10 protein-coding genes are annotated in these 13,725 nt (G+C 66.7%); all 10 read right to left on the minus strand.

What is annotated here, in order from left to right; translation table 11 throughout:
- The coding region (locus ACYQ8K_RS24520) for a glycosyltransferase (RefSeq protein ID WP_459973108.1) at positions 1 to 405 on the minus strand (405 nt) is incomplete at its 3' end.
- Positions 406 to 528: 123 nt separating this feature from the next.
- A complete protein-coding gene (locus ACYQ8K_RS24525; RefSeq protein WP_459973110.1) occupies positions 529 to 1,335 on the minus strand; it encodes a TylF/MycF/NovP-related O-methyltransferase in 807 nt (268 codons plus the stop codon).
- Between the two features lie 240 nt (positions 1,336 to 1,575).
- Positions 1,576 to 2,676: an NAD-dependent epimerase/dehydratase family protein gene (locus tag ACYQ8K_RS24530; RefSeq protein WP_459973168.1), complete on the minus strand. Its 1,101-nt coding sequence runs from the start codon at positions 2,674 to 2,676 to the stop codon at positions 1,576 to 1,578.
- Between the two features lie 168 nt (positions 2,677 to 2,844).
- Positions 2,845 to 3,843 carry a sulfotransferase family protein gene (locus ACYQ8K_RS24535; RefSeq protein ID WP_459973112.1) on the minus strand — a complete coding sequence of 333 codons (999 nt, stop codon included), beginning with the start codon at positions 3,841 to 3,843 and terminating at the stop codon, positions 2,845 to 2,847.
- Between the two features lie 593 nt (positions 3,844 to 4,436).
- Positions 4,437 to 5,351, minus strand: a complete 915-nt coding sequence (locus tag ACYQ8K_RS24540; protein ID WP_459973170.1) for a sulfotransferase family protein — start codon at positions 5,349 to 5,351, stop codon at positions 4,437 to 4,439.
- A 421-nt stretch (positions 5,352 to 5,772) separates the two neighbouring features.
- On the minus strand, positions 5,773 to 6,945 hold the full coding sequence (locus ACYQ8K_RS24545; RefSeq protein WP_459973114.1) for an acyltransferase family protein: 1,173 nt from the start codon (positions 6,943 to 6,945) through the stop codon (positions 5,773 to 5,775).
- Between the two features lie 295 nt (positions 6,946 to 7,240).
- The gene (gene lipL, locus ACYQ8K_RS24550; RefSeq protein WP_459973116.1) at positions 7,241 to 8,527 is read right to left on the minus strand and encodes an esterase/beta-lactamase LipL; all 1,287 of its coding nucleotides are present in this window, start codon (positions 8,525 to 8,527) and stop codon (positions 7,241 to 7,243) included.
- A gap of 63 nt (positions 8,528 to 8,590) precedes the next feature.
- Positions 8,591 to 9,580, minus strand: coding sequence for a methylmalonyl Co-A mutase-associated GTPase MeaB (gene meaB, locus ACYQ8K_RS24555; protein ID WP_459973117.1), 990 nt, complete (start codon positions 9,578 to 9,580; stop codon positions 8,591 to 8,593).
- Entirely contained in the window at positions 9,581 to 11,833 is a 2,253-nt protein-coding gene (scpA, locus tag ACYQ8K_RS24560; RefSeq protein ID WP_459973119.1) for a methylmalonyl-CoA mutase, read from the minus strand.
- A 5-nt stretch (positions 11,834 to 11,838) separates the two neighbouring features.
- Positions 11,839 to 13,716, minus strand: coding sequence for a methylmalonyl-CoA mutase small subunit (mutA, locus tag ACYQ8K_RS24565; protein ID WP_459973121.1), 1,878 nt, complete (start codon positions 13,714 to 13,716; stop codon positions 11,839 to 11,841).
- Positions 13,717 to 13,725 lie beyond the last annotated feature (9 nt).

Raw genomic sequence — 13,725 nt, forward strand, 5'->3', positions numbered from 1 at the left:
GGCCAACGGAAGGTCGTAGTACTCGGCAACGTTGGCGGCCGGTTCCTGGTAGCTCTGCCCGGCGAACACCAGGTCGGCGCCGTCGGCCAGCGACATCAGCGTGGTGTTCATCTGCGCCCAGCACTGGTCGCTGAGGTCCCACATCTCGCGCCACATGCCGCGCATTTCCTGGATCTTCCAGAAGCCGCGGAAGAACGATGTCCAGAAATCGCGGTACACGTCGAGCCAGGCCTGCGATTCCAGCCCGTACGGGACGGCCGTCAGCCCCGCGGCTTCGGTGAAGCTCACCGAGTCGGGCGGGACGGCCATGACCATGTCATGCCCGCGACGTTGCAGTTCGCGCGCCACGACCAGGGAAGGCTCGATATCACCGCGCGTTCCATAACTGGCCAGCACACATTTCATCGCGAATCCATGCCCTTCGGTTGCGCCATCGTTTGAAGCGTCGACTTCACTGTAAATATCGACGAAACCCCACGGCACCGGTTTGCGCGGCTACCTCGAGGACGAACTAAGCGCAGGTGGGCCTCATGGCTTACGCCACAGCACGCCGGTACCGTCGATCTCCTCGATCTCTGCGGTCACGCCATGCTGCGTACGGTAGTCCGTCACCGCCTGCGCGCACGCGGCGATGGCGTGGTAGTCGTCGATGATGCAGTAGCCGCCGGGCGACAGCCGCGGGTAGAGCGCGTCGAGTGCCTGGATCGTCGACTCATACAGATCGCCATCCAGCCGCAACACCGAAATGCGCTCGATCGGGGCGTCCTGCAGCGTGTCCTTGAACCAGCCCGGAACAAAACGCACCTGATCATCGAGTAACCCGTACCGCTCGAAATTCGCCTTGACCTGCTCCTGGGGTATCGCCAGCACGCCGGCCGCGCGATGCAGCTTGATGCCCTTGTCCGCCTCGTAGTGTTCGGTGTCCGGCGGCGGCACCCCTTCGAACGAATCGCACAGCCACACCGAACGCTTCTCATCGCCGTAGGCCGAGAGCACGGCGCGCATCAGGATCGACGCCCCGCCCCGCCACACACCGCACTCGACGAGATCACCGGGGACGTCGTCTTTCAGCACCGTCTCGACGCACTGCTGCAAACTGGTCAGCCGCTGCATGCCGATCATCGTCAGGGCATCCGCCGGCCAGTCCAGGCCGAGATCGCGTGCATGTTTGTTGAACGGGCGCTTGCGCACCAGCAGCAGGTTGCGGGTGCTGAAGAGCGGACGGCCGAGGTAATTCCAGCCCACGGGCACCAATTCGTCGCTGCCGTATCGGGTGAGGTTACGTCGCAGCAGTTCAAGGTATGCGGAACGGGTGTCGAGAAAGGGAGATCGCATGTCACGATCGGTAACGGTCAAAGCTGCCCCTAAGTTCAGATGAAGTCCGGAAAACGACGCCCTCGACGACGCCGAGCTCGTCAATGCGTGTCGCATTTGTCCACTAACGCGCCTAACCGGCCTCCTTGAGCTGCCCCCGCTGCTACCGGCTGACCCATCCCCTGCCCTACCGAGTAGTAGCAACCATCATAGGCGTTAAGTTTGCGGGGCCTGGCTGCTGGATTTGCCGAACCACGCGCCCTAACTGCGCCCGGCATGTTCGACGGCGGTCCGCCCCGATTCGTTCGATGCGTCGCGTTGCCCCGCGATCCAGTCGAGCAGGGCGCCCAGACCTTCGTCGAGCGTGGCCTTCGGACGCCAACCCAGCTCGGTTTGCGCCGGCTCGATGTCGCAGCTCGCGGCGCGCACGTCGCCGTCGCGGAACTTCGGAACCACGACCGGTTCCGGCGCGCCACACATGGCGGCGATCTTGTTGGCCAGCTCATGGATGGTGGTCGCGTTGCCGGACCCGATGTCGAGGCAGCGCGGCTGCGTCGCGGGCCGCTGCACGGCGGCGAACAGCGCGTCGACGACGGCGTCGATGTAGACGAAGTCGCGCACGATCCGGCCGTCCTCGTAGACCTCCAGCGCAAGCCCCTGCCGCGCCAACCGCGCGAACAGCGCCACGATCCCGGTGTACGAGTTGGTCAGCGACTGGCCCGGCCCGTAGACGTTCTGCAGGCGCAGCACGCTGAGGTTGGTGTCGTGCGCGGCCGTCCAGGCAGCCAACAGGTGCTCCTGGGCCAGCTTGGTGGCCGCGTACACGTTGGTGGGGCGGGGCTCCGTTCGGTCGGCGCGGCTCGGCAGCGGCACCGCCTGTTCGCCCGCCGGTCCCTGCGGATCCCAGACACCCGCGAGCAGTTGTGCGTGGCTGCGGGGCTTCGGGTAGAAGATCCGCTCGCCGGATTGCCACGCGCCCTCGCCGTACACCGCCCGCGACGACGCCAGGACCAGTTGCTCGGGCACGATTCCCGAGCGGCTCAGGGCGTCAAGAAGCTGAGTGGTTCCCACGACATTCACCGAGCCGTGCCGCGTCGCCTCCGACAGCGACTGTGCGGTTCCGGTCTCGGCCGCCAGATGGACGACCTGGGAAGGGCGGAACAACCGCAACACCGCGTCCCAGTCGGGCGCATGGGTGACGTCGCCGGTGAACAGCCGCACGCTCGGCGGCAGCTCGATCGGCCCGCCACCGCCGTGCACCTGCGGATGCAAGACGTCCATCACCGCGACGTCGTATCCGGCCTCGACGAGACGGTGTGAGAGCGCCGACCCGATGAATCCTGCCCCACCACTGATGAGCACGGACGGTGACAAGGATCGACGCCTTTCTTTCGTATGCAGAGGAAATTGCGCAACCGGCGCGCATCGCCGCGCGGTCCGGTCGATCATATCGGGGACTCCCCGCGGCATCAGAAGATTGTGCGAAGCCGACCGACGCCACCTCGAATTCGCACGAACGCGCGGAAGGGACTAGGCCCAAGTCCCCCGGTGCCGATGCGCCATTGCAAGGACCTCCATCACCGGACGCGCGATGACCGGCCGGAAAATGCGGAACAGCACGCTGTTCGATAACCCGTGAAAGTCCTCGAACGCCTTACGGAAATCCCGCTCGCTTTCCCGGTAAGACGCGAAAACGCGGTCCAACGTTGACATGTCGAGCGGATCGTCCTGAGCGGCCTCGCGCAACGCTTGGTAGACCAGCGAGATCCAATCCGCGCCGAATAGGTCCGTCACCGGCCCGCAGTGCCGCTGGCGATGAAGACCGGGGGTGAGAAACTTCTCGATGGCGTCCTCGTCCTGGGTATCCAGCTCGACCGGCAACTCGGTGGAAATCCGCTTCACTTCCCGGCGCCAGTCATCGAGCAGGTTCGCGTAGTCGACGAATACGCGCGGCACGCCGCGGGTGTTCCGCTCCGCGAGGATGTTGCATTTCAGCCACAGCGCACTCGCGAGCGCAGGAGAAACGTGCCAGGACTTCACAATCGACGAGATGACCTCCTGCGGGTGCCGTACGGCGATGACCGACGCCACGTCGAATCCGGCCTGACGCGCCGCGTCGAACCACAGGTCGGACAGGGTGGTGATCCTGGGCTCCTTGATCACCACCAGCGGCGCCGCGGGCAGGGTGGACAGATACCCGGCGATCTTCGCGACGCAGGCTTGGCTCTCGCCGGGATCGACCGCGCCGTCGTCCAAAAATCGCAATGACGGGTCGTACCAATTGGTCCCGAGCCGGCGCAGGATTGTCTCGTTCAGCGAAATGGCCGCTCGCGGTTCCCAGTAGCCGAGCGGATTGTTGGCGTCGGCGCCCAACATCGCGGTCGGAAGCGTGCCGCCGCACAGCGAGAGCACACGGGTGAGCGCCGAGGTGCCGGACCGTTGCGGGCCGAGCACGAACAACACCACTGGACGGGCGCCAAAGGAATTGGAGGCGTTGTCGGCTGGTTTGCTGGTCCGGGCCAATCTCATCGCGAATCCAAACCTTTCACTACTCGGGCTGCTATCCGACTTCGGGAATTCCGTTGCTATTCATGCCTTTCCGATCCGATGCAGACCCGTTCGACGGGCGCGCAGCAATCACCGGAGCCAACCCGATTGCGCACACTACGAAGTCAAGGGCCTGAATCTCAGTCCCTCAACATCTTTGACAAAAGAGGAGATCCTTTACCGAACTCCTCATGCGGAGTCAGGTCTGACTTGCGACCGTCAACTTCGCCCCCCCGGGTCAGTTTCCCTCGGATCATTGCGCCCGCTAAAGACTATAGCCGGGCACGAAGGATCAGGACATCATTTTTACGAATCCGTTTTGTTTACTTCACTTTTGGATGACAACGCGTGGATCGTCATGACGGCATCGGTTGTTGTGGGCCCCGTGCGAATTGCATCGGCGAGCCCCGGTAAGCCAATATCCGCGGGCCTATGCCGCAGCCATCGACAGTTCGGCTGTGCATTCCCGCGAACGCAGCATGGTTACTCTAACAAACAATCTCGGCCGCCGTGCGCCAACCCGCCGCGGACCAAGTCGGTAGTGGAAACGACGTGCTGACCTGCGCGACGGGGCCCTAGGCCCACGCTCCCCTGCGCCGATGCACCATCGCGGCGACCTCGAGGATCGGCTTGACGATGAACGGCCTGAACACCCGTCGGACCGCGCTGTGGGTTCGCGTGTGAAAGTCCGTGAAGGCCATGCGGAAATCACGCTCGCCGGCCTGATACGACTCGAAAACCCGATCCAATGTCGACACCTGCAGGGGATCGTCCTGCGCGGCCCCGCGCAGGACGTCGTAGACCGCGGAGATCCAGTCGCTGCCGAAATGGTCCGCCACCGGGCCGCAATATCTCTGGCGACGAAGGTCGGGAGTGAGGAACTGCTCGATCGCGCTCTGCTGCGCGGTGTCCAGATCGATGTCGAGCGTCGTGGCGATGCGCTTCATCTCTCGGTGCCAGTCGTCGAGCAGGTTGGCGTAGTCGACGAACACCCGCGGCATACCGCGGGTGTGCCGCTCGGCCAGCAGGTTGTATTTCAGCCACAAGGCGCTCGAGAGCTCCGGCGAGGTTTGGACATACTTCGCCGCCGATGCGATGACCTCTTGGGGGTGACGCAGCGCGATGACCGCGGCGACGTCGAAGCCGACCTGGCGCGCCGCCTCGAACCAGAGTTCGGAGAGCGCGGTTATGCGCGGCTCCTTGATCACCACCAGTGGCGCCGCCGGCAGCGTACCCAGGTAGGCGGCGATCTCCGCGATACAGGCGGCCTTCTCCCCGGCCCCGAAGGCGAGGTCCTCTTGCAGCCGCATCGTCGGGTCGTACCAGTTGCTGTGGTGGCGACGCAGGATCGTCTCGTTCAGCATGATGGCCGCGCGCGGCTCCCAATAACCGCGCGGGTTGTTGCCGTCGGCGCCGCACATGCCGGCCGGCAGGGTGCTCCCGCACAGCGAGAGCACACGCGTCAGCGCGGACGTCCCCGACCGCGCCATGCCCAGCACGAACAGCGCAACGGGGCGGACAGTGGTTCCCGAGCGGACGGCCTGCGCCGGCAGGTCGGCATTCTTGACGGATTGGCTCGTCCGGGCAGGCGTCATCGCGGAACCCATACCTTTCAGTTCGCTCTGGCGGGCCCCCGGGATCTCGGGCAATTATGCATGACTTTGCAATTTACGGGGCAATGTTCAATTACTCGTTTCCTGTGACGACACCGCCCGTTTAAGTCACGGCTTCGGCAACGTGAATATGCAGGCCAGACATCGTGAATCCGGTGCTTTTGCCTGCCTGCGCATAAAGGTGAGATTGAGGGTTGCGGATTGTTTGCGGGGATTGCCGGATCCGCGGCGAAAGAGCAGGGCCGGGGCCGCCTCGAGCGGCGTCGAGCGGTGATGCGGCGCGGCGGCCTTGAGTGCCTTACTCGGCCGAGACGGCGTCCGCGGCCGACGGTGCGCCGACGCCCGCAGCACCCCATCCGCGCGCTCGCCGTTTGAAGCGTGACTTGAGCGACAGCGCCCGCTTTTCCACCAGGAACCAGCTGAGCGCGGCCAGCGGCAGGGTGGCGACGGCGGCGACGACCGCGAAAGCCAGCGGAGGTAAGAAGGCCAGTCCGCAGATGACCAGCAACTGCTGGATCGGCCACGCGTAGATGTAGACGCCGTAAGAGAGGTCGGTGCGCAACCGCAGGCGTTGGTTGTGGATCAGCGCGCCGGAGACGACGACGGTGTAGGCCAGCGGGAGCGCGGCGAGGATCCGATAGTTGGGCACCAGCAAACCGGCCGCCACGACGATGACGGCGCTCAGCGCGACCAGTGACCACCGAGCGGGGATCACATCCCGAAACTCGTGCAGGACCGCACCCGCCGCGAACACGAGCGCGAAACGCGTCACCATCTGAATAAGCGTCGGCACCGTCTGGACCGGGTAGGACACCAGCACCGCGGCCGCCAGGAAGAGCGTGAAAACCACTGGCGCAGGCCATCTGCGGTTGAGCAGGCCGGCCATGCCCGCGGCGGCGACGGCGACGTAGCAGAGCAATTCGAATATCAGGGTCCACAGCACGCCGTCCCACACGCCCGGGAACGGGACATTCTTGGGTGTCCCGTCGATGCCGGCGTGATACACGTTCAGGACGGCGTTGTTCAGCACGTAGGTGATCGGCGCGGGCGACAGCAGCAACTTGAGAGCCGAGCCCCCTTGGATCGCCATCGCGATCGGGGCGATGACGAAGGCCACCACGGCCAAACAGACCCACAGCCCCGGAAAGATGCGCAGAGCGCGCGCGACGAAGTACTCCCGCAGCCGCGGGTTGCGGACCCAGCTCGCCGTGATGAGGAATCCCGAGATGACGAAGAACCCGTCGACCCAACCCTGGGTGAGCAGCTGCTCGACCGGAGGGTGCAGCTTGCGGCCGGTGAGCGGCCAAGAGTGTTCCAGGATGACGCCCGACGCCAGCACCAGGCGCCAGACGTTGAGCGCGTTATTGCGTGTGTCGAATACCTGCGCGAGCGTCGGACTTGCCGCCCGTAGCCGCTTTGACCGACGGTTGGCGGTCGGCTCCGGGCCGGAAACTTCTGCGTGCGCACTCATCTGGGGGTTCCGATGCGTTCAACCAGGCGACCTGCGTTTGCCGCTTTCCTGGGTGCCAATATCGCCGCCCGGCCATCAGCGCGCCCCCAGAGCGCAGACCGCCGACCGGCATTCCGCGGCAATGCCGCGAGAATGCACGGAAATGGACGGGGCAAACATCCGGACAGAGTACATCGCCCGCAAATCACCCGCGCGAGGGCAACCAACTCCGACTATTCGAACCGGGTCATCGAATTAAGCACGGTGGTTATTTTACCGGCCCCGGTTCAGGCAACCATGCCGGCGCGGCCCGGCGTCAGCCGGCGACGGCCCCCGGCTCGTAGCAGGGCGCCCCGAACTCGGTGACCGACCGGAATCCGCGTTTGCGTGCCTTGTCGGCGGCCCTGCGGATCAGCGCGTAGATGCCCACGAACGCCGCGTGATCGGACATCACCAGGGGCGTCAGCAGCCGGTTGTGCACCAACGAGAACGCCACCCCGGAGGCGGGGTCGGCCCAACCGACCGAGCCACCCATCCCGACATGCCCGAAGCCCGGCATCACGCTGCCAATGGGCAGTGTGTGATAACCCAGGTGAAAAGCCAACGGTACGAAGATGTTTCGATCCGGCCGCAGGCTGCGCTCACCGGTCAGGCCGGCGACCAGATCACGGGACAGGAATCGGATGCCGTCGACCTCGCCGCCGTTGGCGATGGCGCCGTACATGCGCGCCAGGCCGCGCGCGGTGGCCACCCCGTTGGCGGCCGGGATTTCGGCGTCCAGCAACGGAGTGTCACCCTGGACGGCGCCGACCAGGCCCTTGAAGTACATCGACCGGTACGCCCCGGACATCTCGTTGGCGACCTTGCGGGTCACATAGCTGACGACCGGGTTGCCGATCAGGTGCTGCGGGCAGATGATCTCGGCGACCCGCGTCGGGGCCTCGACCGGTGGCCGGCCGAGGTGCAGGCCGTCGGTGCCCAGCGGCTCGGCGAGCTCCTCGCGGATCAGCGTGGCCATGCCCTTACCGGTCACGGCCCGACCGAGGCCCGACATTAGCCAGCCGAACGTCAGCGCGTGATACGCCGATTTGCCCAACAGCCGTCCCGGAGCCGCCGCGGCCAGCTTCTCCTCCATCACGACGTGATCGAGCAGCTCTTCCTTGGTGGCGCCGCGCAGACCGGACAGCCCGGCCTGGTGCCGCATCACCTGGCGCACAGTCATATCGGCCTTGCCGTTGGCCGCGAACTCGTGCCAGTACTCGGCGACGGGCGCGTCGTAGTCGATCAGCCCCCGGTCGGCGAGGCGGTGGATGACGGTGGCGGCCATTCCCTTGGTCGCCGAAAACACCATGGGCGCGGTGTTTTCCGTCCACGGCCGCTGGCCACCACGGTCGGCCCACCCCGTCCAGACGTCCACGACGGGCTGGCCGTCGACATAGACGGCCAGCGCCCCGCCACCGAACCGGCGGACCGGGAACATGCTGGCGAAACTACGAACGACGCAACCGAAGTGTGAGTCCGCCGCGCCGGACACACGATGACCTGCGTCAAGGTCATCGTGGACACGGACCGCGCGGCGATCGACTCGGGTATCCACCGTCACAACATTGAATTTACTTGAATTACACAACCGGCCGGATCGAAATCCCGATTATTTACTGATCCGTTAGCCCTTCGCGGCCGCCAGTATTTGCTCGGCCGCCAGCGCTGGAGTTAGCTCCCCCGCCTTCACCTTTCGCTCCACGTCGGCACGGATCTTGCGCACCGCCGGGCTGGACAACAGCCGGTCCAGCACGGTGTCGCGCACCATCTGCCACGTCCAGTCGACCAGCTGTGCCCGGCGGCGCGCCTCGAACTCCCCCGCCTCGCTGAGGACCTGCCGATGACGTTCCACGGTGTCCCACAATTCCTTCAGGCCCGTCCCTTCGGCCGCGCTCATGGTGAGAACGGGCGGGCGCCAGAGCGTTTCGCGCGGATGTATCAGCCGGATCGCGCCGGACAGCTCGCGCGCGGCCGACCGAGCCTCGGCGAGGTGATCGCCGTCGGCCTTGTTCACCACGACGATGTCGGCCAGCTCCAGCACACCCTTTTTGATGCCCTGCAGCTGATCACCGCCGCGGGCCAGGGTGAGCAGCACAAAGGTGTCGACCATGTTGGCCACCGTCACCTCGGACTGACCGACCCCGACGGTCTCGATCAGGATCACGTCGAAGCCGGCGGCCTCCAGCAGGACGGACGTTTCGCGGGTCGCCTTGGCGACCCCGCCCAGGGTGCCCGACGTCGGCGAGGGCCGAATGTATGCATCCGGATGCATTGCCAGGCGGGCCATCCGGGTCTTGTCGCCCAGGATCGAGCCGCCGGTGCGCGTCGACGACGGGTCGACGGCCAGCACCGCCACCCGATGGCCCAGCTCGATCAGATGCATGCCGAGGGCCTCGATGCTGGTGGATTTCCCCACCCCCGGGATCCCGGTGATGCCGACCCGATACGCGTTACCCGAGTCCGGGGTCAGCTCCAGCAGCAACCGCTGCGCCTTTTCGCGATGGTCGGCGCGGGTGGACTCCAGCAGCGTGATGGCCCGCGGCAACGCCGCGCGGTCGCCGTTGCGGACCGCCTCGGCCAAATCCTCGACGGAGTCGTTGCGTTGGGAAGCCATTTAGTCGAGCGCGTAACCCAACCGCTCGGCGAGCTTGTGCAGCAAGCCGATTGCGGCGTCGGCGATGACCGTCCCGGGCGGAAAGATGGCGGCGGCCCCGGCCTCGTACAGCTCGTCGAAGTCGCCCGGCGGGATGACGCCGCCGACCACCACCATGATGTCGGGCCGCCCGACTTCGGCCAGCGCGTCGCGCAGCGCGGGCACCAGCGTCAGATGGCCGGCGGCCAGCGAGGACACCCCGACCACGTGCACGTCGTTGTCGGCGGCCTGGCGGGCGACCTCCTCGGGCGTGGAGAACAACGACCCGACGTCGACGTCGAATCCGATGTCGGCGAACGCCGTCGCGATCACCTTCTGGCCACGGTCGTGGCCGTCCTGGCCCATCTTGGCGACCAGAATCCTGGGGCGGCGACCGTCGGCTTCCGCGAACTTCTCGACGAGTTCGGTCGCGGTTGCCATGTTTCCGGCCTTTCCAGCTTCGTCGCGGTAGACCCCGGCGATAGTACGGATCTCCGCCTGGTGACGGCCATACACCTTCTCCAGCGCGTCGGAGATCTCGCCGACGGTGGCCTTGTGGCGGGCCGCGTCGATGGCCAGCGCGAGCAGGTTGTTGCCCAGCCCGTCCTCGCCGGCGCGACCGTGGGCGGCCGCCGCGCGTGACAGTTCCGCCAGCGCGGCGTCGACGGCCTGTTGGTCGCGGCTCTCGCGCAGCTCCTTCAGCTTGGCGAGCTGCTCGGCGCGCACCCGGCTGTTCTCGACCTTGAGGACCTCGACCTCCTGGTCCTCTTCGACCTGGTACTTGTTGATCCCGATCACCGGCTGGATCCCCGAGTCGATGCGGGCCTGGGTGCGCGCGGCGGCCTCCTCGATGCGCAGCTTGGGAATGCCGTCGCTGATCGCCTGCGCCATGCCGCCGTGCTCGGCGACCTCGGCGATGTGGGCGCGGGCCCGCTGCGCGAGTTGATGAGTCAGCCATTCGACGTAGTACGAACCCGCCCACGGGTCGATCGGCCGCGTGGTGCCCGACTCCTGCTGCAGCACCAGCTGGGTGTTGCGGGCGATGCGAGCCGAGAAGTCGGTGGGCAGCGCCAGCGCCTCGTCGAGGGCGTTGGTGTGCAGCGACTGCGTGTGCCCCTGCGTCGCGGCCATCGCCTCGATGCAGGTGCGCGCGACGTTGTTGAAGGCGTCCTGCGCGGTCAGCGACCAGCCCGAGGTCTGCGAATGTGTGCGCAGCGACAGCGATTTGGCGTTCTTCGGATCGAACTGGGAGACCAGCTCGCTCCACAACAGCCGGCCCGCCCGCAGCTTGGCGACCTCCATGAAGAAGTTCATCCCGATGCCCCAGAAGAAGGACAGCCGCGGCGCGAACTTGTCGATGTCCAGCTCGGCGTCCAGGCCGGCCTTGATGTAGTCGACCCCGTCGGCCAGCGTGTAGGCCAGCTCCAAATCGGCTGTGGCACCGGCTTCCTGGATGTGGTAGCCGGAGATCGAGATGGAGTTGAACTTCGGCATCTTCGCACTTGTGTAGGCGAAGATGTCGGAGATGATGCGCATCGACGGCTTGGGCGGATAAATGTAGGTGTTGCGCACCATGAACTCTTTGAGGATGTCGTTCTGGATGGTGCCGGCCAGCTTCTCCGGCGGAACGCCCTGCTCCTCGGCGGCCACCACGTACAGCGCCAGGATCGGCAGCACCGCGCCGTTCATGGTCATCGACACCGACACCGTCGACAGGTCGATGCCGTCGAACAACTGGCGCATGTCGAGAATGGAATCGATTGCCACGCCGGCCATTCCGACGTCACCCTGCACGCGTGGGTGATCGGAATCGTACCCGCGGTGGGTCGCCAGGTCGAAGGCCACCGATAGGCCCTTCTGGCCCGCGGCCAGGTTGCGACGGTAGAAGGCGTTGGACTCCGCGGCGGTGGAGAAGCCGGCGTACTGCCGGATGGTCCACGGCTGGTTGACATACATCGTCGGATAGGGCCCGCGCACGAACGGTGGTTCGCCGGGGAAACTGTGCAGCGGATATCCGTCAGCTTCGACGGCCGCGCGGTCCGCCCCGATGTAGACCGGTTTGACGTCGATGTCTTCCGGTGTCTGCCATTGCAATTGGTCGGGTGTGTACAGGTGCGCGGCCGCGGCCGCCGCCACGTGCGCGTCGACGGCGGCTTCGGTCGCCGGCGCGGTGGTCCGCTCACTGTGCAGCGGCACGTCGGCGAAACTGCCGACAGTAGGTGCAGTGGTCGTCATCGTGTCTACGCCCCCAGCCTCGTGAGGAGATCCGACAAAGCTTCGACCGCATTGATTTTCGCGGTCAGGAATTGGTCCGGTTGGTGCTCGGCGTCGGCCACGGCCTTATCGGGGCCGGCCAGATAGACCCGCGAGATTCCGGCGCCGCGGGCCGCCTGCACGACGCCCGACGCCTCAGCCTGGTAGCGCTTGTCGGTGCCGCAGATGACCGCCGCGACCGGTGACCCCGCGTCGGCCACCGCCGACGCGATGCCGTTGGCGTCGACCGTTCCGGGGTTGATCGCCTCGATGCCGCCGGACGCCAGCAGGTTGGAGGCGAACGTCGCGCGGATGTTGTTCTCGGCCAACGGCCCCAGCGGCAGCAACAGCACCTGCGGGCGCGAGCCGGTGCGGGCCAGGTAGGCGTCCGACCGGTCCCGCAGCGCCTCGAACTCCGCGGCGTACCGCACCAGTTTGCCGGCGGCCAGCGGCGAATACGTCGAGTCGCTTTGCGGCAGCGGCGCTTCGGTGAGGTTGGGGAATTCGTTGACGCCGGTGACCGCGGTCCTACGGTGCGCGATGTCGTCGGTGCGGCGGGCGGCCACCTCGGCGATCTGCCCGGCGATGAAGTCGTGGGCTTGCGTGAATCCGCCGTGCTTCTCGATGGCCTGGAACTGTTCCCAGGCGCGCTCGGCCAGGCGGCGGGTGAGGTCTTCGACGAACCATGAGCCACCAGCCGGGTCCAACACGCGGCCCACGTGCGACTCCTCGAGCAGCAGCAGCTGGGTATTGCGCGCGATGCGGCGGGCGAAACTCGTTGCGATGTCCGGGAATCCGCCCTCGATCGCGACATCGAACGGGAACACCAGCAGGGAGTCGGCGCCACCGACACCGGCGCCGAAGGCGGCCAGCGTGCAGCGCAGCATGTTCACCCACGGGTCGCGCTGGGTCATCATCGGCAGCGACGTCTCGGCGTGGATGACCGCCGCGCCGGCATCCGGGTCGCCGACGACCTCGGCGACCCGCGCCCACAGGTTGCGCGCCGCACGGAATTTGGCGATCGTCATGAACTGGTCGTCGTCGGCGGCGAACCGGAAGCTGATCTGCCGCAACGCCTGGCCGATCGACAACCCCGATTCGGTGAGCACCCGCAGGTAACTCACCGCGGCCGCGACACTGGCCGCCAGCTCCCACGTCGCGTTGGCACCCAGGTTGTGGAACGCGGGCCCGTCGACGGTGATTGCGCGCACGCCGGGGTGGCCGGCGGCCCTCTTGGCCACGGCGAGGACGTCCTCGATCTTCGGCGCGGGCCGCTCGCTCAGGGCCGCGCTCAGCGGGTCGCCGCCCAGGTCGATCGACAGCGTGGCGCGCTGGTCGGGTTCCACGCCGTCCGCCAGCGCCAGCACCGCGTCGCTGGCCCCCGGGTAGTCGGCGCCGGCCTCGAGGATCAGCGGCGCCATGCTCAGGTAGACGCCTTCGAGCGCGCCGGCCAGCTGGTCGGGCGCCACGCCCGACTCCCCGATCCGCAGGACCAGGGCGCTGGCCCCGTTGCCGAGCGCGTCCAGCACCGCGGAGTTGACGTCCTTGGCGGCGACCCCGGGGACCGGCGTGGCCGGGAAGGCCTCGGCGACCTTCCAGCCGGACTTGACGTCGCGCAGGGCGTCGCCGCCGCGCACGTAGGGCCATTCGCCCGGCAGCGGCGGTTCCGGCAGTTCGTCGAGCGCGGTGTAGAGCGCCCGGACCGCGATCCCGTCATACGTCGGGGTTTCCAGCAGCCGCTCGGGCGCGTCCCCCAACTGCTCGGGGTCCTTCCGGGTGCTTTTAGCCAGCACTCCGGCGACCGCACTGCGCCAACGCCCGAGAACCTGTTCTAGGTCGTCGAGCTCGGGTACATCAATGGACACCGATTGCTC

Source organism: Mycobacterium sp. MUNTM1 (assembly GCF_054660795.1).

Excerpts from the sequence above, each read along its gene's own strand:
- ACYQ8K_RS24525 (WP_459973110.1), bottom strand. The coding sequence starts at position 1,335 with ATGCGATCTCCCTTTCTCGACACCCGTTCCGCATACCTTGAACTGCTG.
- ACYQ8K_RS24535 (WP_459973112.1), bottom strand. The coding sequence starts at position 3,843 with ATGAGATTGGCCCGGACCAGCAAACCAGCCGACAACGCCTCCAATTCC.
- ACYQ8K_RS24540 (WP_459973170.1), bottom strand. The coding sequence starts at position 5,351 with ATGGCGCGGTCGGGGACGTCCGCGCTGACGCGTGTGCTCTCGCTGTGC.
- ACYQ8K_RS24545 (WP_459973114.1), bottom strand. The coding sequence starts at position 6,945 with ATGAGTGCGCACGCAGAAGTTTCCGGCCCGGAGCCGACCGCCAACCGT.
- meaB (WP_459973117.1), bottom strand. The coding sequence starts at position 9,580 with ATGGCTTCCCAACGCAACGACTCCGTCGAGGATTTGGCCGAGGCGGTC.
- scpA (WP_459973119.1), bottom strand. The coding sequence starts at position 11,833 with ATGACGACCACTGCACCTACTGTCGGCAGTTTCGCCGACGTGCCGCTG.